Origin of the sequence: Staphylococcus sp. HMSC072H03 (assembly GCF_001809305.1) — a bacterium.
Lineage (GTDB): Bacteria > Bacillota > Bacilli > Staphylococcales > Staphylococcaceae > Staphylococcus > Staphylococcus hominis.
Genome location: NZ_KV796914.1, coordinates 70,556 through 92,383 on the forward strand (window position 1 = coordinate 70,556; position 21,828 = coordinate 92,383).

Sequence of the window (21,828 nt, forward strand, 5' to 3'; positions counted from 1 at the left end):
TAAAAATCTTTTTTTCTTTTTAAATATTATTTTCCAAAATAAATTATCATTTAATATAAATTAAGTGCTAAGTATTTATAAGTAAACATTTTAAACTATCAACTTTAAATTTTCCATACTATAATAAAAAGTGTAGTAAAAATTTTGAATTTTATTAATATACTTAATAGGTGCAAAAATGTTTAATTTATTTATTTTATTACTTGAACGTGTAGGCTTAATTATTATTATTGCTTACATTTTAATGAATATTAATCACTTCAAGACGATTATGAGTGCACGTGAAAAATTACGTGCTCAAATAGAACTCACCATCTTATTTTCATTATTCGCAATTATTTCTAACTTTACTGGAATTGAAATTGAGCATGGCAAAATTATTTCTAGTAATATTTACTATCATCTAAATAATGAAACGTCACTTGCGAATACACGGGTATTAACGATTGGAATGTCTGGTTTAATTGGTGGTCCTTTTGTAGCGATTATCGTTGGTATTATCTCGGGCTTATCACGAATCCTCATTGGTGGCGCAAATGCTTATATTTACCTATTTTCATCAGTCATCATTGCATTAATTTCTGGATTTTATGGATATCGCACCATGAGACATAATCGCTATCCAACTGTTTTAATAGGTGCCATGATTGGATTAATAAACGAAAGTATTCAGATGGCTTGTATTTTAATTTTTGCTGATGATGTTTCTAATGCTTGGGCATTGGTAAAATTTATTGGTTTACCGATGATATTAATTAATAGTATTGGAACTGCGTTATTTTTATCTATTATTCTGTCTACTTTAAAACAAGAAGAGCAAACACGTGCAATTCAAACTCATGACGTCCTTGAATTAGCAAACAAAACACTACCTTATTTTCGTTCAGGATTAAATGAAAAATCTGCTCGTCCTGTAGCTGAAATTATACTGAGGCTAATGAAAGTATCTGCTGTGGCAATTACCAATAAAACCGATATTTTAACACACGTAGGCGCGGGTAGTGATCATCATGTCGCTAAAAAAGAAATCATTACTAATTTATCTAAAGAAGTCATACGTACAGGCCAATTAAAAGAAGCCAATTCAAAAGAGGACATTGGATGTAATAATCCGAATTGTCCGCTTCGAGAAGCTATCGTTGTGCCCTTAATGACGAATGGAAACGTCGCAGGTACTTTAAAATTTTATTTTACAGACTATAACCATATTACGACATCAACTAAACAACTTGCTCGGGGTTTAGCAGATATTTTTTCAAGTCAATTAGAACTGGGACTGGCCGAAACGCAAAGTAAATTATTACGAGATGCTGAAATTAAGTCTCTACAAGCTCAAGTTAATCCACACTTTTTCTTTAATGCGATTAACACCATTTCAGCACTTGTACGTATTGACAGTGAAAAAGCACGCAAGTTACTTTTGCAATTGAGTCAATTTTTCAGATCAAACTTACAAGGTGCGCGTAATAGCACGATTACTTTAGAAAAAGAATTACAACAAGTCAAAGCATATTTATCATTAGAACAAGCACGTTTTCCAGATCGATTTACAATTAAATATCATATTGATGATGCCTATAAACAAGTATTAATTCCACCATTCATCATTCAAATTTTGGTGGAAAATGCAATTAAACACGCATTCAAACATCGACGAAAAGATAATATTGTTTGTGTAGACGTTCAATACAAAGAAGCCTCATTAAAACTATCAGTTAGTGATAATGGACATGGTATAGCGCCTGAAAAATTACCCTCACTTGGACAAATCAGTGTGGCTTCAGAAACTGGAACTGGCAGTGCATTAGAAAACTTAAATCGCCGCCTCACTGGTTTATATGGTTCTAGTGCAACGTTACACTTTGATACATCTAATCATGGAACAACAGTATCCTGTATGATTCCATACCATTTAATAAAGGAGGAACGTTAAATGAGGACACTTATTGTTGACGATGAGCCATTAGCACGTAATGAATTACATTACTTATTAAATGAAATATCTAGTTTCGAAATAATCGATGAAGCTGAAAATATTGAAGACACTTTAGAAAAACTACTCTGTCATACCTATGATTTAGTATTTTTAGATATTAATTTAATGGATGAGAATGGGATTGATTTAGCTCATAAAATTCGAAAAATGAAACACCCCCCTTATATCATTTTTGCTACGGCACATGATACGTTTGCAGTAAAGGCATTTGAATTAGATGCAGTGGATTATATATTAAAACCTTTTGAATCAGAACGGATTGAACAAGCAGTTCAAAAAGTAAAACGATTATTAAACGCTAAAAAACAGGTTCAAACATTGTCTGACCCTATTCACTCTCCACAATCACAAACGAGTACTTCTTCTTATACTAATCATCAAAGTGTACTTCCTATCGAAGTGGATGAACGTATTTATGTCATTAATTTAGACGATATTGTTGCGATTTCTGTGAACAACGGAATTTCGACTATTACGACTTTAAAAAAAACATATGAAACGACAGAACCCCTCAATTATTATGAGAAGAAATTACCTAAGCAATTGTTTATAAAAATTCATAGAGCTACGATTATTAATAAGCAGTATATCGAAAGTGTCGAACACTGGTTTAATTATACGTATCAAGTGACAATGACAACGAATGTCAAATTTCAAGTTAGTCGTTCATTTATGAAATCATTCAAACAAGAAATTGGTCTTGTTTAATATCTATTCTAAGTTAGCTTTTAACCTAACGCTTCATATGATCGAGTGTTAGATTAAAAGCTTTTTTAATGACCTCATAGCTTATTTGTTGTTCTATAAACACTTTCTGATTTTCAACTGGGAAATACTGCAACTCACCTATTAATTTTCGTAACTCACTTCTAAATCCAACTCAAGAAAGCGTTTTCATTTTATACTACTATCAAGAGAAAAGAAAAAGAGGGAGAGTATCAATATGGCGAAAAACAATTCAACTACCGCTAATACTCAAGGAAATAAGAAAGCAGGTAAAACTTACAATTTCTTTATCCAAGTATTAACTATTGTTGCTGTATTATTTGTTTCAAAAATTATTGAATCATTTATTCCGTTTCCAATGCCTGCATCGGTAATCGGACTCGTATTATTATTTATTTTATTAAGTGCAGGAGTCATAAAATTACGTCAAGTAGAGGGTGTGGGGACCGCTCTAACAAATAATATCGGCTTCTTATTCGTACCAGCCGGTGTATCAGTTATTAATTCGTTACCACTTTTAAGTCAACATCCAATTTTAATTATTCTATTAATTATTATTTCAACATTATTATTATTAGTCAGTGTGGGCTATGTATCACAATTATTTGTAACAAAAACATTATTCCCTACTGAAGAACAAAATGAAAAAACACGACTTAAGGAGGAAAACTAATGGTTGATCACTTAGGTATTACAACACCTTATTTTGGTATTTTAGTCTCATTAATTCCATATATTATTGCACAATATTTCTATAAAAAAACAAATGGCTTTTTCCTACTGGCACCTTTATTTGTAGCGATGGTGGCAGGAATTGTCTTTTTAAAAGTAACAGGTATTAGTTACGATAACTATAAAATTGGTGGAGATATTATCAACTTCTTCTTAGAAGCTGCAACAATTAGTTTCGCGATTCCACTTTATAAAAAACGTCAAGTACTTAGAAAGTATTGGTTACAAATTTTTGGTGGTATTGCTGTTGGTACACTAGTAGCTTTAATCTTAATCTATTTAGTGGCAACATTATTCCACTTAGGTGATCAAATTAGTGCGTCTATGTTACCTCAAGCTGCAACAACTGCGATTGCCTTACCAGTATCTGACGGTATCGGTGGCGTAAAAGAATTAACATCATTAGCAGTTATCCTTAACGCTGTCGTTATTTCAGCATTAGGTGGCAAAATTGTAAAAATATTTAAAATTTCAAATCCAATTGCACGTGGTTTAGCTCTTGGTACAAGTGGACACACACTTGGTGTTGCCGCTGCTAAAGAACTAGGAGAAACAGAAGAATCAATGGGAAGTATTGCAGTAGTGATTGTAGGTGTGATTATTGTTGTAATCGTACCACCACTTGCTTCACTATTATTCTAATAAAAAAAGCGTTGCTGACGAACTAAGTAACAACTTAGTCATCGTCTAAGCAACGCTTTTAATTTATCTTAAACTTTGTACTTGTTTACTAGAACGATGTGTGGGATCTAATTTTTTCTCTAATAAACGTAGACCAATATCAATTAAAATAGCAATTAATGCAATTGGAATCGCACCTGCAAGAATAAAGACTGTACCATCAGTAGAATTGGTTCCACGAATAATAATGTCTCCTAACGTCGGTGCGCCAATAAACGAACCAATAGCAACAATTCCTATTGCTACAACAAGTGCAATACGAATACCACCGATGATCACAGATAACGATAGTGGAAGCTCAATCATACGCATAACTTGATTATTAGTCATTCCCATACCTTTACCTGCGTCTTTAATATTGTAGTCAACCTCTGTCATACCTGTGTAGGTGTTTTTAATAATCGGTAGCAAGGAATATAAAAACACTGCAAATACAACTGTTGATGGACCGAGCCCTAACGCCAACATCAGTATAGCAAGCATTGCAATGGCTGGCACGGTTTGAATAACATTAGCAATAGTAATCACTGGCCATGCTATTTTTGAATAACGTGCAATTAAAATACCAATTGGAATGCCAATAATACATGCAAACAATACTCCATATATAGACATTAATAAATGTTTAAAAAAGAGTTCCATCAGATAGCCAAAATTCAAAGTGTAATATTCATAAAGCGAACTTAACAAATTCCCTTTCACTGTTATTGACCACCTTTCTTATCTTCAAAATAGTTATGTTTTTTAATAAATTCTTCTGCAATGACGGCTGGTTCTTTTCCTTTTCCATCTGCTTCATAATTCAGTTTTTGCATTTCTTTTGTACTTATTGTATTTTCTAATTTTGTTAAAGCTTTATCAATCTCTGGATGGTCTTTAATTAATTCTTCTGTGGCTAATGGACTGCCATCATATGGAGGGAAAAAGTTACGGTCATCTTTTAAGATTTTCAAATTATATGCCGCAATACGTCCGTCTGTGGAGTAACCAACGGCAATATCTAATTTTTTGTTTTTAAGTGCATCATACACTAAACCAATTTGCATTGGACGTGCACTTTTGAACTTAAAGCCATACTCTTTTTGGAAAGCTGGGTATCCATCTCCGGCACGATTCATCCATTGAGTATCCATACCCAAGCGTAACTGATCTTTATATTTTTCTAAGTCTGATACTTTTTCTAAGTGATATTTATCAGCAGTTTCTTTTGTTACCATAAACGCATACGTGTTTTCAAAGCCAAGTGAATGATAATATTTTTGATCATATTTCTTTTTAAATAATCGCTGTGACTCATCCATGGCTTTATTCGCATCTCTAGTTGGGGGTGCATCGAGTACACTGGTTAACTCTGTTCCTGTAAAACGCACCGCTGACATATTAGCATCTCCACGCATAAGTGCATTATGTTGAACAATACTTGAACCTAAATTTCCAATAATGATTGGTTTGATATCTCCATTTGTATAATGTTCAATCATTAATTTCTCAATATTTGCTACTATTTTGGTTTCACTACTTTCAGTCGCTGTAATTTTCACACTGTCTTTCGAATTACTGTCACCTAAACCGGGTAAGCCGCATCCAGATAATACGATGAGAGACAATGCAAGAACGATAAATATATATTTAATATTTTTCATAGCTGTTCATTCCTCCCTTTTAAACTATCTAGATACTTTAAGACCTTTAGGTACAGCCCATTTTTCAACTAAAGATAATAAGAAATCCACAATTAGTGCTAAACAAGTCACTAAAATTGTAGCACTAATAATCATTGGTGGTTCATAGAGAGTTAAGCCATTAAATACTAAATCACCTAGACCACCTGCACCAATATAACTCGCAAGTGTAGCCCAGCTAATGACATATACACTTGCAAGACGTATACCACTAATAATTAATGGCAAGGCAAGGGGTAATTCCACATCTTTCATTAATTGAAGTTTTGTCATCCCCATACTTGTTCCAGCTTCAATAATGTTTTTATCAATATTTTGAACGCCTAATACTGTATTATTTAAGATAGGTAATAATACATAGATAAATAAAGCTACAATTGCTGGTGTCTTACCTACACCAAAAATTGGAATCATAAGCGCTAAAATGGCAAGTGTTGGTACCGTTTGAAGTACACCTGCAATAGTCAATACAACATTCGCCGTACGTTTTGTTTTTGATAATAAAATACCAAGTGGTACAGCTACGACAATAGCAATAAGTAACGAAATAATAGAAATATAGAAATGTTCTATCGTTTTCGATACGAGTTCTTCTCCGTATTGTGCAAAAAAGTCTCTCATTAACGATCCACTCCCGTATCATCCGTATTATGGGTATGTTCTCTATCTGTTCCGTTCATAATATCTTCATGATAACGTTGTGTACCTTGCGATGTTAAACGTTGTTGTGTTTCATTTTGACGTTCATTCTCTCGCTCAACTTCATTTGAATAGGTTTTAGAAGAGTGACTCGTTTCATTATCTTCACCCCAAATGGAGTCATACACAATATCTACTAAGTTTGCGCGTGTAATCAGTCCAATTAATGTATGATGATCATCTACTACAGGCACATTACGTACATTACGCTTTAAAATAGTTCGTACTGAATCTTGTAGTTTTGAATCGATATGTACTTTATAAACATCACGCTGCATCGTATCAATTAATTCTTTACCTTGACGTAATCCTTGGTTTATATCTTCAATATCTAAAAAACCTAAAAGACGATGTTTATTATTCACTACAAAAATAGTGTCTATACGATGGGTTCTCATAATATTGACTGCATCATTAAGAGAATCGTCAGCTTGAATAGTGATAGGTTTGATCATTGCATCTTCAACCGTTCTCATGTTTGGTCGATCTTGAATCAGTCTATTTTGTCCAATAAATTCTCTAACAAAATCATTTGCTGGATATCTTAAAATATTGTCCGGTGTATCATATTGAACAATTTGGCCTTTCGACATAATACAAATTTTGTCTGCTAGCTTAATCGCTTCATCCATATCATGAGTTACAAAAATAAATGTTTTTCCTAACTTTTTTTGTAAATCTTTAACTAAATCTTGTAATGTATCTCTAGTTATAGGATCTAATGCACCGAACGGTTCGTCCATCAAAATAATGTCTTGTTCTGCTGCAAGCGCTCTAACTACACCAATACGTTGTTGTTGTCCACCCGACAATTCAGACGGATAACGATCTAAGTAATCCTCAGGTAAATCGACTAATTTAATCAACTCTTTTGCTTTAGCATCTTTCTTTTCTTTAGACCATTTTAAAAGTTTTGGAACGAGCACAATATTTTCTCTGATAGTCATATGTGGCATTAATCCAATTTGTTGAATCACGTATCCAATACTACGACGTAATTCTACTGGATTCATGTTACGTACATCTTTACCATTCATTTCAATTGAACCCTCTGTAGGTTCAATCATGCGATTAATCATTCTTAATGCTGTTGTTTTACCACTACCACTTGTTCCAATAAATGCAACAAATTCTCCAGCTTCAATATTTAAAGAAATATTATCGACTGCTTTCTTATTTCCAGAATAAATTTTAGTAAGGTTCTTTATACTAAGCGTCATAGGATGTCCCCTTCTATCGTATTAATGATGGAATATTTTAAATACAAAAAAGCCAAAGTATTCTATTTTTGATTGTCTCAATCAAGAACCATATGGCCATTACGTAATAAAGTTTTAAAAAATTGAATTTTAATAGAAATCGTTAAAATTCCACCACCTATACTTATATACCCTTTATAATTTTTTGAAACATTATTTATATGTAATAATTAATTTTTTTACCTAATTATTTTTTTAAGTTTTTAAATTTAACATTACTTATATACAACTATTCTTTGTAAATAGTACATTCCAACCTTTTTATATTGTCTACAATTAAAGTTCGAAAAATTGTCAAATTTTTCTAAAGTGTTTAACAATTCATTTATATATATTTGAATTTCTGTGTTCCTAGTATTAATCTATAATTATAAAGTGTTTTTTATTATGAAAGGGATGTTATATATCATGAAAGCAGCAGTATGGTATGGTCAAAAAGATGTTCGCGTTGAAGATCGTGAACCAAAAGAATTAAAAGATAACGAAGTAAAAGTTAAAGTATCTTGGGCTGGTATTTGTGGTACTGACTTACACGAATATTTAGAAGGTCCAGTATTTATTTCCACTGACAAACCTGATCCATTCTTAGGTCAAAAAGCACCTGTAACTTTAGGACATGAATTCTCAGGTATCGTTGAAGAAGTGGGGAAAGACGTTACAAAATATAAAAAAGGCGACCGTGTCGTTGTAAACCCAACTGTTTCTGCACGTGAAAAAGAAGAAAATGTAGATTTATACGATGGGTATACATTCATTGGATTAGGTTCAGATGGTGGTTTCGCTGAATTTACTAATGCACCTGAAGACAATGTGTATCACTTACCTGAAAATGTGTCTGCTCAAGAAGGTGCATTAGTTGAACCAACAGCAGTAGCAGTGCAAGCTGTTAAAGAAGGTAACTTATTATTTGGTGATACAGTGGCTATCTTTGGTGCAGGTCCAATTGGTTTATTAACAGTCGTTGCTGCTAAAGCAGCTGGTGCTAGTAAAATCTTTGTATTCGATTTATCAGAAGAACGTTTAGCTAAAGCTAAAGAAGTGGGCGCAACTCACGTTGTAAACTCTGGTAATACTGACCCATTAGAATTCGTAAACGAACATACTGAAAACGGTGTAGATGTAACCTTTGAAGTAGCTGGTGTTGGCGTAACATTAGCACAATCTGTAAAAGTAACACGTCCAAGAGGCAGTGTTGTCATTGTTTCAATCTTTGCACACGAAGTTAACTTTGATCCAATGTTATTGACAAACTCTGGTGTTAAATTAACGTCTACTATCGCTTATACACCAACTACATTCCAACAAACAATTGATTTAATCGCAAATGGTAGCTTAGATGTTAAGAGCGTTGTCACAGATAAAATTGAATTAGCTGACATCGTTGAATCAGGATTCAATCAATTAGTTAATGATAAATCACAAGCTAAAATCCTAGTGAAATTAAATGGTGACCAAAAATATTAATTAAATGTTTTAACCCTGTAAAGCAGGAAAACTGCTTTACAGGGTTTTTTGTATTATTTCAAATCATACGATTCTATGCCTGTTATCTCTATTTTTATTTATCATTTATTCCCTTTCTACATCGGTTTCACTACATACTTTTTTATAACATTATCATCATTATATTATAGAAAAAATTTAATAAACTCCTTTTAATAATATTTTGAAATCTATTAAATATTTAGTTTGACTAATTAAATGATAAGCGTATAATTATATCGTGTTTTTTTTTATAAAAAATAAAATAAATTAAAAGGAGTATTTATGGGAAAGAATAAAAACGATAATAAAATTAGCCTAACGCAACTCGTGTTACTCGGTTTAGGTTCGTTAATTGGTTCTGGTTGGCTCTTTGGCGCATGGGAAGCATCTTCAGTAGCTGGACCAGCAGCCATTATCTCATGGGTCATAGGTTTCATAGTTATTGGAACGATTTCTTATAACTATATTGAAATAGGAACAATGTTTCCACAATCTGGTGGAATGAGTAACTATGCTCAATATACACATGGTTCATTACTTGGCTTCATTGCCGCATGGGCAAACTGGGTATCACTCGTAACGATTATTCCAATTGAAGCAGTATCTGCAGTCCAATATATCAGCTCTTGGCCTTGGGACTGGGCTAAGCCAACTCAGGCATTGATGCATAATGGTTCTGTAAGTACAGTTGGATTATTTGTTGTTTACATAATCATTATTGTCTTTTCATTATTAAATTATTGGTCTGTAAAATTATTAACGTCATTTACAAGTTTAATTTCTGTATTTAAATTAGGGGTGCCACTCTTAACAATTATTATGTTAACAATCTCAGGGTTTGATTCAGGAAACTATGGTCATTCCTTGAATACATTTATGCCATATGGCAGTGCACCTATCTTTGCAGCAACAACAACATCAGGTATTATCTTCTCATTTAATGCATTCCAAACGATCATTAATATGGGCTCAGAAATTAAAAATCCTGAGAAAAACATCGCACGTGGTATCGGCATTTCACTAACATTAAGTGCGATTTTATATATTATCTTACAAAGTACATTTATTACTTCAATGCCACAATCAATGATTCATTCACATGGTTGGCACGGTATTAACTTTAATTCACCATTTGCAGACATGGCAATTTTATTAAGTATTAATTGGTTAGCCATTTTACTTTATATTGAAGCCGTAGTATCTCCATTTGGTACTGGCGTATCATTTGTAGCCATTACTGGTCGTGTATTAAGCGCTATGGAGAAAAATGGTCATATTCCTAAATTCTTAGGAAAAATTAATTCAAAATATAATATTCCACGTGTTGCGATTGCATTTAATGCTGTCATGAGTATGATCATGGTAACGTTATTCCGTGATTGGGGCGTACTTGCAGCTGTTATTTCGACTGCAACATTAGTAGCCTATCTTACAGGCCCTACTACAGTTATTTCGTTACGTAAAATGGGACCTAAATTGCATCGTCCCTTCCGTGGTAAATTATTAAAAATCATGGCACCTTTATCATTCGTATTAGCATCACTGGCCATTTATTGGGCAATGTGGCCTACTACAGCAGAAGTTATTTTAATTATTATTTTAGGTTTACCAATTTACTTCTTCTATGAATATAAAATGAATTGGAAAAATACTAAAAAACAAATTGGCGGTAGCTTATGGATTATTGTCTATCTTATTTTATTAGCTGCTATGTCATTTGTAGGTAGTAAGGAATTTAAAGGTATGAACTGGATTCACTACCCATATGACTTTATTGCTATTATTGTGTTGTCACTCATTTTTTATAAAATTGGTTCTTCAAGTCACTTCAATAGTATTTACTTCAAACGTGCTAAGAAAATCAATAAAAAAATGAAAGACGGCTCACCAGAAGAAGCTGAAGCAGCTGCTAAAGGTAACGAATAATCATTCAAACGTCTGAAACAAGTTAGAGAATTGTCTCAACTTGCTTCAGACGTTTTTTTTAATGTTATATTAGACATAAGATAAGTATGGAGATGATACTATTGACTTTAATTAAAACACATGCCGGAGATATTAAAGGCTATACTAAAAAGAAAATTAATTACTTTCTCGGGATTCCTTATGCTGATAAACCTATCAATGAACATCGATTTAAACACTCGAAATGCTTAAAAACTTGGGATAAGACCATTGAAGCAACATCGTTTAAATCTATACCACCACAACCACACAACAAACTCGAAACCTTCTTCTCATCACATGCTCAATTATTTAACCAAAATGAAGATTGCTTATATTTAAATATTTGGTGTCAAAATAATCAATATAACAATAAGCCTGTCATTATCTATTTTTATGGTGGTGGCTTTGTGAACGGACATGGTTCTCAGGAACTTTATACACCTGAACATATTGTTGCTCGACATGATGTCATTGTAGTTACGTTTAATTATCGTTTAGGTGCTTTAGGGTTTTTAGACTGGTCTTACTTCAATAGCGATTATAATAAAAACAATGGTTTGTCTGATCAAATTAATGCACTCAAATGGGTACATACGTTTATTAAATATTTCGATGGAGATTCAAACAATATAACATTAATGGGACAGTCTGCTGGTAGTATGAGTATTATGGCATTAATGCAACGACCAGAATTAGACAAATACTATCATCAAGTGATGTTATTAAGCGGAACACTACGTCTTGATTCTCATTTATTAGGACAAAAGAAAGCAGCCCATTTTGCCTATCTGAAAGATACCTATTTTCCTAAAAAAAGTATTACTCACTTAACAACTTTAGATATATTATCATTAATGGCTTATGATGAAGCATCACGTGGGAAATCAAAAGGTCTTGAATTGATTTATGCACCTATTCAAGAGTCAAACATGTCTCGTCCCCTTTCTCAATTTACTAAACCAGTTGTTATAGGTACTACGAAAGAGGAAGGCAATATCTATATTCGTAATGAATCTAGAAAACTATCATCTGAACGCTTTGTAGAAGTTATGAAATTAAATGATATACACCTTCACATTTCTCAAGCTCAAACTGGTAAAGACCAAGCCCGTATGGTGACAACGCATTATTTTGAAACACCTGCAATTTCATTTTTAAATCAACTTGACAACAATCCCCATTGTTGGAAATTACGTTTTGACTGGTGCCTTTCTAATGCATCACCGTTTCAATCTGCTTATCATATTTTAGATTTAGTGTTTTGGTTTGGAAAATTAGAGATTTTAAAAGCGCATGGTGTGAACTCATTAGAACATGAACGTCATCTCAGTAAACACATGATAGATGATTTAATCTATTTTGCGACATACCACACTATGCGGTGGCCATCTTATTCTCCTCAAACACCTTATTGTTATATATATAAATAAAAAGAAGCGGAACAATGAATTCAAAATGAATTCTGTTCCACTTCCTACTTAATTTTTTATATAAGACATATTTTTTAAACTTATGACAATAATAAGACCCATAGCTCCAACCATCGCGCTCACAATCGTGACTGCTTGAACAGAGATATTTGAAACAACGAGTCCTCCAATAATGCCCCCAAATCCTATTCCCGCATTCAGACTCGACATATTCCAACTCATCACTTGACTCGTATCACCTTCAACGTGTTCAATTATACCACTTTGAATTGCTGGGTTGGTACTCCACTGTACAATATTCCATATAAACAATCCAATTAATAATAGGGTAACAGTATGCAAAATAAGATTCATTATCAACATCATAACTATAAAAATAGAAAAGGCAATGATTAGCCAACGTTTACTGCTAAGTTTATCTGCTAATATGCCACCTAACGACGTACCAATCACTCCTGCAATCCCATTCACTAATAACGCCAATGATACAAATCCCATTTGATGACCATGATTCAAAATAAGAGGATTAATATAAACAAACGTCACAGAATTTGCTACTAAAATTAAAAAAGTAATTGCTAAATATTTGACTACCTCCACCGGTCTTAAAATTTTAGATGTATTTGGCTGTTTATTTGAAGTTGAACCCCATTGACGTTGAACTTGATTTAATTCTGATGTTGATGGTAAATATACCATCATCAGTACACCGGCGATCACACTCACAATAATAATAAATAAGAACGTAAATCTCCAACCTATTGCATCCCCAATCATCGTACCGATTGGGACGCCAAATACATTAGCCCCACTAAATCCAGTATAAACGACACCAATCATTTTCCCTCTATTTTTAGGTATCGTTAACATCGCTGTTAAAGCTAAGACTTTAACGATAATGAGTGAAGCGGCTGCTGAAGATAAGATACGTCCAATCACTAAAATAGTAAAGTTAGGCGCCATCGCAATCATTGCATTTCCAATGATAAATGCAACGAGTGTCCATAATAAGACCGGTCGTACTGCAAAGCGATTCGTAAGCTTAACAAGTATGGGTCCACAAATAGCGAATGTTAATGCATATAAAGTCACAAGCTGACCAATAATCGCTTCAGAGACACCGAGGTCTTCACTCATTAAATTCATAATTCCTGCAACCATCATCTCAACCATACCGACGATAAACACACTAATAATGAAGGTTGCCACTCGCATGACAGACATGCATAGGACTCCTTTCTTTCTATATTTTGGCATAAAAAAACAGTTACGCAATGGTAACCTTTATCATTCGTAACTGTTTCATTATATAATAATTTCTTAAACTTTTGTGCGAAAAAATATGTCGCTGAGATTTAGTTATTGTCTTTTATATTCGTTGTACGTGCTACAAGTTGATGACGTGCATTAAAGAATTGACCATAACTTAAATACGTTGCAATCAATGCAGACATAATCGTTGCAGTAGTATGAATAAACACAACAAGTAATTGGAATTTAATGGCTTGTAATGGTGCCATACCTCCAATAATTAATCCTGTCATCATACCCGGAATAGACACTAACCCATATGTTTTTACAGAATCAATTGTTGGAACAATCGCCAAACGAATACTTTCACGAATCGCCTCTTTAGATGCAAGCTTTGGCGTTGCCGCTAATGTTAACTTAGATTCAATATCATCTACATCTCGAACGAACGCACGATCTAAATTTTGATATGCCAAATTAATAGCAATTAAACCATTATTTGCAAGCATACCACCAATAGGAATGACATCATTTGCTTTAAAATCGATGGCGCCAGCAAGCACTGTACATGCTAATGGAATTGCTGTTGATATAAATATAGAAACAAAAGAAATCCAAAACACATGATGCATAACAGGCGATGCACGATTAATTGTATTCCAAGAAGCGTTAATAATAATGACTAATACTGCAATCAATAATATCCATACTTGATCAATTTTAAAAATATATTCTAATATCAATCCTAAAATTAATAATTGAACCACCGCTCTAATCGAAGCGACGACTAAATCTTTGATAATATGTAAGCCTTCTTTATATGAAATAATAATAGGAATTAATAATAATAATGCTGTTAAACAAAGCGCTGTATTACTCATTATGACTTAACACCTCCTCATTTGTAATCTGACCGTCTTTGATAGTAATTCTTCTTTGGAAATTTCTCATACTTTGATCATTACTATGAGTAATCCATAATATAGCGACGCCTTCATCTGCTAATTTAAAGATAATATCTTCAATTTTTTCTTTATTCTGCGTATCAAGTGCACTCGTTGATTCATCTAGGAGTAATATCTCTGGTTGATACATTAACTGGCGTGCAATAGCAATACGTTGACGTTCTCCGCCAGACATATGTTCTACTTTTGAATCTAGACTATAATTTGATAAGCCGACTTTATTAAGTAAATCATTCGCCTTATCTTCATCAAATTGATCATGATGTGTTAATGCTGGGAATGCCATATTGTCGCCTACTGTCGTTCCAAATAATTCACTTTGTTGCATCATGTAACTAATTTTAGAACGTAATTCTTCAGGACGATACTCATCATATGGTTTTCCTTTAAATAATAATTCTCCTTCAGTCGGACTAATTAAATTGTTGAGTTGCTTTAAGAATGTACTTTTTCCGCTTCCAGAAGGACCAACTACTGCAACGGTTTCACCTTGATCTAATTTAAAATTAATATTATTGAGTATCGTTCGTTGATCTGCTTTGTAGGTCAGATGTTTTACTTCTAATAACACAAGCGTTTCCTCCTTATCTTTACTCTTTAATGGGATGACATATTCTTTTTTATCATAACAAAAAAAGAGGCAAAGTAATGAAATTCAATGTTACTATTTTTTGAATTTCAATGACTCTACCTCTTACTCTTAACCCCAAATGATACTCATAATAATCGCTATAAAAGAAACAAAATTATTTATCATATGAAGGGTAATCGTCATCGCTAAATTTCGACCACTTAAGTGATATGCCACAACAAATCCTGTAGCCATAATTAAATAAGGGCCAACTTCAAATGGTGATGATGCACTTGTCATATGTAATCCTGCAAACCCGAGCACTGACACGACATACATCACACCATACGTTAATTTTTTACCTAACTCATGAATTAACAAATGTCTAAATAATAATTCTTCTACAAAAGGTGTAATAATCACAATATCTAAAAATAAAACAGGCCAAAGCCAATTGATTTCAAACATTTTAATAATCATTTTGTTATTTTCTGTATCATCAAACTGATATTGTTTCGGTAAAAATTCCATTAAATAACCATATGCGCCTTGCAACACATAAAGGGCCACCATCACAATGATAATGAGTGGAATATGTTTTTTTAAAGCTTTGAATCGTGAGATGGCAATAGGAATAATGGTTTTGCGATGCATTAAATAAAAGACTACTAATACAAGACATTGACCAATTAACGTAAAGACTTGGGCATATCCTAAATAATATTTTGTAAACTTACTTTCCGATATATGACCTCCTGTGATGCCTGAAATTATTCCCATCACAATAAATGTAAGAATCAACGGAAAAACAATATTCATGACTAAATATGTAGGTATGAGCCAAAAATCACGTTTAACAATACGTTTTGAATCAAATTCATTTCTTATCGGTCGCTGCTCTGAGGTTTGGTAGTATGTATCATTATGTTCCGAAGTCATATAACTCTCCTATTCTTTCTATTTAAACAAGCTTATCAATCATTGTAATAATAAATATGATGAGTTGTACAGTACTATGATAAAGATAGGACGCTGCTAAATTTTTCCCACTTTTCATATATACAATCACTGCACCTATTGAAATAATCATGTAAGGTATGGCTTCCAATATTGAAATTAAATCATATACTTGGACAATAGTTTCTATTAAGACACTAACAATCATCATTACTAAAAGATTAAATTTTTTACCTAATTCATGAATCAATAGATGACGAAATAGTAACTCATCAATTAAGGGGCGTAATAATACTACTGAAATAAAAGTGAATATCAGTGCACTTGGATGAATAAACAATCCTTCTAAACGACGTTGTGCTTGTGTGTCTACATAGCCAAAAGGATGCGGTAATATGTGTGCCAATGCATTAAAACCATAATATAACATCACACTAACCATTACGATGATGATCATAAATTTCAAATACTGATGAATCGCAATACGATATTGTCGTCGTACAACATTCGCAATATAAAACTTATGTAATGTGAAAAATAATCCTAACACAATAAATTGGGCAATCACAAAACTTAGACTTAGCATCACATTATATAAATAAGATGGCGGTGGTTGTTGGGTAACCATAGCCGTCACACCTAATACGCCAAAAACAATAATAATAGGCGTTAAAATTTGGAAAAAGATAAATAAAGGAATGAGTAGAAAATCCTTTTTTATTATTTTAGGACTACTCCATCGATTTTTTGATACCACTTGTGTGATCACATCTTTTTCTTTTTTCATATATCACCTCAACTATCTACGCATATAGTACTTTATCATTTAAAAACATTATTGTCATAAGAGATTCTAACTTTTCCACAATTTGATATTTAAAGATAAATATTAAATCTATTTATTTATATTTGTAAATAAAATTTTTTGATGTAAGATTTACAGTATAAAGAGAATTGAGGGGGGATGGGCATGACAACTTTACTTACTGTCATGCAATTTATAGTTAATATTCTTATTATTATGGTGTTACTTTCTATATTAATGGTTGGGTTATATCTTTTATTCAAAGATAAAAGACAAGAACAACATAGTGTGTTACGTAACTTTCCTGTATTAGGCAGAGTACGTTACTTTTCAGAGAAAATAGGACCAGAATTACGTCAATATTTATTTGCAAATGATACCGAAGGAAAACCATTTTCAAGAAATCAATATACTGATATCGTTTTAGCAGGTAAATATCATTCAAGAATGACTAGTTTTGGTACAGAAAAAAACTATGAAGAAGGTTTTTATATTCGAAACACTATGTTTCCATTACAAAAGTCAGAACTTCAAATTGATAACCATTCAATGATTTCAACATTTATTTATTCAATCGATAATGAACGATTGTTTAAACGTGAAGAGCATCGTGAGAACAAAAACATTGATCCTTATTATTTATCAGATGATCATGCAGTTATTATAGGCGAAGAATTAGCACACCCCTTTAAAGTCAAACGTTTAGTAGGTCAATCTGGTATGAGTTATGGCTCATTAGGTGGTCGTGCGATTACTGCATTATCTCAAGGACTTGCACGTGCTGGCTCATGGATGAATACAGGAGAAGGCGGATTATCTGAATATCATCTTAAAGGTGGCTGCGATATTATTTATCAAATTGGACCAGGTTTATTCGGCGTGAGAGATAAAGACGGTGGTTTTAGTGAAGAAGCTTTCTTAAATGTGGCAAACCATAAAGAAGTTAAAGCATTTGAAATTAAGCTTGCACAAGGTGCTAAGACACGTGGTGGTCATATGGAGGGCAATAAAGTTACAGAAGAAATTGCTAAAATTCGTAATATCGAACCCTATAAGACAATCAATTCACCTAACCGCTTCGATTTCATTAATAATCCGAAAGAGTTATTAGAATTTGTAGCTAAGTTGCAAAAACTCGGTCAGAAACCTGTGGGATTTAAAATTGTGGTAAGCAGAGTTGATGAAATTGAGGCCCTTGTTCAAGAAATGATTAACCTAGATATTTATCCAAACTTTATTACTGTTGATGGTGGTGAAGGTGGAACAGGGGCAACTTTCCAAGAATTACAAGATGGTGTTGGCCTCCCACTTTTTACTGCCCTTCCAATCGTTACTGGTGTTTTAGAACGTTATGATGCACGCAAATATATGAAGATATTCGCATCTGGAAAACTTATTACACCAGATAAAATAGCCATTGCACTTGGACTTGGTGCTGATTTATGTAATATTGCAAGAGGTATGATGATCAGCATTGGTTGCATTATGAGCCAACAATGTCATTTAAATACTTGCCCAGTTGGCGTCGCAACAACGGATCCTAAAAAAGAAAAGGCTTTAATTGTTGAAGAAAAGCAATATCGTGTCACAAACTATGTGACGAGTTTACATGAGGGATTATTTAATGTTGCAGCTGCAGTAGGTGTTAAAAGTCCAAATGAAATTACAGGAGATCATATTGTGATTAAAAGAAAAAATGGACATATTGAAGATATCGCAAGTTATAAATTAAAACTTATTCAATAGTCAACAAAAAAGTGAGACAATCCATCTAAGCCAATGGTTGTCTCACTTTTATATTATTCTTCATTCATATTGCTTTTTTTCTGGAATCCAATTTTTTTAAGTTCTTTGACCGTACCATCCATTGTCACTTTTTTATAGTTTTTAGAATAATGTGCTAATGCAAAGTAACGACTAACATCTTTTAAGTTTGCTTTGTTATAATCAATATCTATGTTTTCAACTATTTTTTGATGCTTACTACTTAGCGTATATGTTACACCCTTTTCCCCTTTTAATGGACGATAGTCTTTAAAAGATTTTTCACCTTCTTGTTTAGACATTCCCAGATCATCATATTTTAAAGTACTGACAGTTGATTGTTTAATCACTTTATTTTTTTTATAAGTTAATGTTGTAAGAACATGCTTACCATCAATATCACCTTCGTATGTTTTTGAACGTGATTGACTACAAGCCCCTAATATACAAACACTTAACACTGACAACACAAATAATGTTAAGACTTTTTTCATTATGCTCATCTACTTCCCCATATTTAATTTTAAACAAATTATATCACTTACCAACTATGAATGGGATACATTTAATTTGCATAGATATGATAAACTATTGTTCATAAAATTCATTTTATCCATGCTACAATACACTTAACGAATTTTTTAGGAGGACTCAATGTATGAAAGAATCTATCGAATTACTCAAAACATTAACAGATGTTAATGGTATCGCTGGTTATGAGTACCAAGTTAAAGAAAAAATGCGAAACTATTTAACACCTATTAGTGATGAGATTATCGAAGATGGTTTGGGTGGTATCTTCGGTAAAAAGGAAAGTAAAACGGGATCTAAATCATTAATGTTAGCTGGTCATTTAGATGAAATTGGATTCATCGTCACTAAAATTGACAATAATGGGTTTATTAAATTCCAACCTATTGGCGGTTGGTGGAGCCAAGTGATGTTATCTCAAAAAGTAACCATCACGACTGACGATGGTAAAGAAATACGAGGTATTATTGGTTCTAAACCTCCACATGTACTTGAACCAGAAGCACGTAAAAAGTCTATCGATATCAAAGATATGTTTATTGATATTGGTGTTAGAAGTAAAGCAGATGCTGAACAATACGGTATTGAAATTGGAAATATGATTACACCTTATAGTGAGTTTGAACAACTTGCAAATGGTAAATATTTAACTGCCAAAGCATTTGATAATCGATACGGTTGTGCACTTGCTATTGACGTACTTAACAATCTTAAAGATGAATCGATCGGTATTAATTTATATGCAGGTGGCACTGTACAAGAAGAAGTTGGTTTACGTGGCGCTAAAGTCGCAGCAAATAAAATCAACCCCGATTTAGCTATCGCAGTCGACGTTGCGGTCGCATATGATACACCTGGAATGGCACAATATGGTAGTGATACAGCCATTGGTGACGGCCCAGTAATTATTTTAATGGATGCTTCAAATGTGGCACATCAAGGCTTACGTCAACATATTAAAGAAGTGGCAAAAAAACATTATATTACGGTTCAATGGGATACCACACCACGCGGTGGTACAGATGCTGGTAGTATCCATGTTGCTAACGATGGTATTCCAACAATTGCTATTGGTGTGGCATTACGCTATATGCACTCAAATGTATCTGTTCTCCATACAGATGATTATGAAAATTCAGTACGATTAATCACTGAAATTGTACGTTCTTTAAATGATCAAACGTATAATCAAATCAACTGGTAATTTGAATATTGAAATGTTACATCTACTTATGTTAATATCACATTAACGAGTATTAACGTCATAACTTCACCTCCTTTAAACGTACTACTGTCTAAAGGAAAGACGACAACAACATTATAACATTTTTATAAATTAGAATAATTTATCTAACTATATAAAAAGTGAGAGACAGCCTCATACTGAAACCATCTCTCACACTTAAACGCTAATATATCCACTATGATTTATTCTACAGAATGTTTCCATTTATCTTCACTTAACATTTCACCAGGCCAAGTGTATGCCATCACACCACCATCAATACGAATCGTTTCACCTGTAATAAATGAACTATCATCTGATGCTAGGAAAGCAACCAATTTACCTACTTCTTCAGGTTGTCCTAAACGACCAAGTGGAGTGACCCATTTCTGATTATCGCGGAATGTTTTACCCGCTTCATCTTCAGATGTACCAGCTAAATTATCTACAAGCGGTGTTTCAATGGTACCTGGTGCAATCGCGTTCGCACGAATATTTTCACGTCCATATTCAATCGCAATCGATTTAGTGAAATTAATGACGCCACCTTTAGCGGCATTATAACCAGAACGATACAAGTCTGCTGCTTGTCCTGAGAATGAAGCTGTATTAATGATTGAACCTCCATTATCCAACATTAATGGTAATAAGAATTTCGTTACTAAGAATGTACCTCTCATATCGACAGACATAATTTTATCAAATACTTCAACTGGATATTCATGAATACGTCCTGCCCCATTATCTACACCTGCATTGTTGAAGATAATATCAATGTGACCATAGTCTTGTTTAACTTTATCAGCAAAATCTTTCACTTGTTGATCTTGAGAGATATCAACTTTATAAGCTGTCGCTTTACCGCCTTCTTGATTAATGTCATCTACAGTTTTTTCTAATTCATCTGAAATATCAAGTGCTAAGACATGCGCTCCTTCTTTCGCTAACACTTTTGCTGATGCTTGTCCAATACCTGTACTTGCACCTGTGATGACTGCAATTTTATTCTCTAAACGTTTCATCTTGTCACACTCCTAGTGAACATGTTTTCTAATACAACCTTATTCTTCCACTAAACAGTTTAGATTAAACGTGATACTAAAAATGAAATCGTTTTACATT

The 21,828-nt window shown here is 33.1% G+C and carries 20 protein-coding genes; 9 read left to right on the forward strand and 11 right to left on the reverse strand.

Annotation, left to right across the window (positions count from 1 at the left end; genetic code table 11):
• The first annotated feature begins 178 nt into the window (after window positions 1–178).
• The 4 genes from HMPREF2578_RS09140 (at window position 179) to lrgB (ending at window position 4,096) form a co-directional block, all read left to right on the forward strand.
• Window positions 179–1,933, forward strand: coding sequence for a sensor histidine kinase (locus HMPREF2578_RS09140; RefSeq protein WP_070508404.1), 1,755 nt, complete (start codon window positions 179–181; stop codon window positions 1,931–1,933).
• Window positions 1,934–2,704: a response regulator transcription factor LytR gene (locus HMPREF2578_RS09145; protein WP_070508405.1), complete on the forward strand. Its 771-nt coding sequence runs from the start codon at window positions 1,934–1,936 to the stop codon at window positions 2,702–2,704.
• 235 nt (window positions 2,705–2,939) lie between these two features.
• The gene (lrgA, locus tag HMPREF2578_RS09150; protein WP_049382404.1) at window positions 2,940–3,395 is read left to right on the forward strand and encodes an antiholin-like murein hydrolase modulator LrgA; all 456 of its coding nucleotides are present in this window, start codon (window positions 2,940–2,942) and stop codon (window positions 3,393–3,395) included.
• A complete protein-coding gene (gene lrgB / locus HMPREF2578_RS09155; RefSeq protein ID WP_070508406.1) occupies window positions 3,395–4,096 on the forward strand; it encodes an antiholin-like protein LrgB in 702 nt (233 codons plus the stop codon). The genes lrgA and lrgB overlap by 1 nt, the downstream gene beginning before the upstream one ends.
• 63 nt (window positions 4,097–4,159) lie before the next feature.
• On the opposite strand, the gene HMPREF2578_RS09160 is transcribed toward lrgB, so the two are convergent.
• The 4 genes from HMPREF2578_RS09160 to HMPREF2578_RS09175 are packed head-to-tail and all read right to left on the reverse strand — an operon-like array spanning window position 4,160 to window position 7,736.
• Entirely contained in the window at window positions 4,160–4,837 is a 678-nt protein-coding gene (locus HMPREF2578_RS09160) for an ABC transporter permease (RefSeq protein ID WP_049382406.1), read from the reverse strand.
• Window positions 4,838–4,839: 2 nt separating this feature from the next.
• Window positions 4,840–5,778, reverse strand: a complete 939-nt coding sequence (locus HMPREF2578_RS09165; protein ID WP_049382407.1) for an osmoprotectant ABC transporter substrate-binding protein — start codon at window positions 5,776–5,778, stop codon at window positions 4,840–4,842.
• 24 nt (window positions 5,779–5,802) lie between these two features.
• Complete coding sequence (locus tag HMPREF2578_RS09170; RefSeq protein WP_017174996.1) at window positions 5,803–6,438, reverse strand: ABC transporter permease; 636 nt, start codon at window positions 6,436–6,438, stop codon at window positions 5,803–5,805.
• Window positions 6,438–7,736 (reverse strand): betaine/proline/choline family ABC transporter ATP-binding protein, encoded by a 1,299-nt coding sequence (locus HMPREF2578_RS09175; protein ID WP_070508407.1) that lies wholly within the window; start codon window positions 7,734–7,736, stop codon window positions 6,438–6,440. Before HMPREF2578_RS09175 ends, HMPREF2578_RS09170 begins: the two co-directional genes overlap by 1 nt.
• 447 nt (window positions 7,737–8,183) lie before the next feature.
• On the opposite strand from HMPREF2578_RS09175, the gene HMPREF2578_RS09180 reads away from it, so the two are divergent.
• From HMPREF2578_RS09180 to HMPREF2578_RS09190, 3 genes are all read left to right on the forward strand, one after another.
• Window positions 8,184–9,239 (forward strand): 2,3-butanediol dehydrogenase, encoded by a 1,056-nt coding sequence (locus HMPREF2578_RS09180; RefSeq protein WP_025987138.1) that lies wholly within the window; start codon window positions 8,184–8,186, stop codon window positions 9,237–9,239.
• A gap of 303 nt (window positions 9,240–9,542) precedes the next feature.
• Window positions 9,543–11,186: an APC family permease gene (locus tag HMPREF2578_RS09185; RefSeq protein ID WP_070508408.1), complete on the forward strand. Its 1,644-nt coding sequence runs from the start codon at window positions 9,543–9,545 to the stop codon at window positions 11,184–11,186.
• Window positions 11,187–11,287: 101 nt separating this feature from the next.
• The gene (locus HMPREF2578_RS09190) at window positions 11,288–12,637 is read left to right on the forward strand and encodes a carboxylesterase family protein (protein WP_070508409.1); all 1,350 of its coding nucleotides are present in this window, start codon (window positions 11,288–11,290) and stop codon (window positions 12,635–12,637) included.
• 48 nt (window positions 12,638–12,685) lie between these two features.
• On the opposite strand, the gene HMPREF2578_RS09195 is transcribed toward HMPREF2578_RS09190, so the two are convergent.
• The 5 genes from HMPREF2578_RS09195 to lnsB all read right to left on the reverse strand — a co-directional run bounded on the left by HMPREF2578_RS09195 (window position 12,686) and on the right by lnsB (window position 17,168).
• Window positions 12,686–13,861: an MFS transporter gene (locus HMPREF2578_RS09195; protein ID WP_070508410.1), complete on the reverse strand. Its 1,176-nt coding sequence runs from the start codon at window positions 13,859–13,861 to the stop codon at window positions 12,686–12,688.
• A gap of 131 nt (window positions 13,862–13,992) precedes the next feature.
• Complete coding sequence (fetB, locus tag HMPREF2578_RS09200; protein WP_070508411.1) at window positions 13,993–14,769, reverse strand: ABC transporter permease; 777 nt, start codon at window positions 14,767–14,769, stop codon at window positions 13,993–13,995.
• Entirely contained in the window at window positions 14,762–15,424 is a 663-nt protein-coding gene (locus HMPREF2578_RS09205) for an ABC transporter ATP-binding protein (protein ID WP_070508412.1), read from the reverse strand. The genes fetB and HMPREF2578_RS09205 overlap by 8 nt, the downstream gene beginning before the upstream one ends.
• Before the next feature lie 129 nt (window positions 15,425–15,553).
• The gene (locus HMPREF2578_RS09210; protein WP_019835002.1) at window positions 15,554–16,363 is read right to left on the reverse strand and encodes a CPBP family intramembrane glutamic endopeptidase; all 810 of its coding nucleotides are present in this window, start codon (window positions 16,361–16,363) and stop codon (window positions 15,554–15,556) included.
• Window positions 16,364–16,385: 22 nt separating this feature from the next.
• Complete coding sequence (gene lnsB, locus HMPREF2578_RS09215) at window positions 16,386–17,168, reverse strand: CPBP family lipoprotein N-acylation protein LnsB (protein ID WP_048762200.1); 783 nt, start codon at window positions 17,166–17,168, stop codon at window positions 16,386–16,388.
• A gap of 183 nt (window positions 17,169–17,351) precedes the next feature.
• On the opposite strand from lnsB, the gene HMPREF2578_RS09220 reads away from it, so the two are divergent.
• Complete coding sequence (locus HMPREF2578_RS09220) at window positions 17,352–18,932, forward strand: FMN-binding glutamate synthase family protein (protein ID WP_070508413.1); 1,581 nt, start codon at window positions 17,352–17,354, stop codon at window positions 18,930–18,932.
• Between the two features lie 53 nt (window positions 18,933–18,985).
• Here the strand turns inward: HMPREF2578_RS09220 and HMPREF2578_RS09225 are convergent, their stop codons facing one another.
• Window positions 18,986–19,444 carry a DUF1307 domain-containing protein gene (locus HMPREF2578_RS09225; RefSeq protein WP_064617396.1) on the reverse strand — a complete coding sequence of 153 codons (459 nt, stop codon included), beginning with the start codon at window positions 19,442–19,444 and terminating at the stop codon, window positions 18,986–18,988.
• 164 nt (window positions 19,445–19,608) lie between these two features.
• Between HMPREF2578_RS09225 and HMPREF2578_RS09230 the strand changes: the two genes are divergently transcribed.
• A complete protein-coding gene (locus tag HMPREF2578_RS09230) occupies window positions 19,609–20,685 on the forward strand; it encodes a M42 family metallopeptidase (protein ID WP_070508414.1) in 1,077 nt (358 codons plus the stop codon).
• Between the two features lie 224 nt (window positions 20,686–20,909).
• On the opposite strand, the gene HMPREF2578_RS09235 is transcribed toward HMPREF2578_RS09230, so the two are convergent.
• On the reverse strand, window positions 20,910–21,728 hold the full coding sequence (locus HMPREF2578_RS09235) for an SDR family oxidoreductase (RefSeq protein WP_070508415.1): 819 nt from the start codon (window positions 21,726–21,728) through the stop codon (window positions 20,910–20,912).
• Window positions 21,729–21,828: the final 100 nt, after the last annotated feature.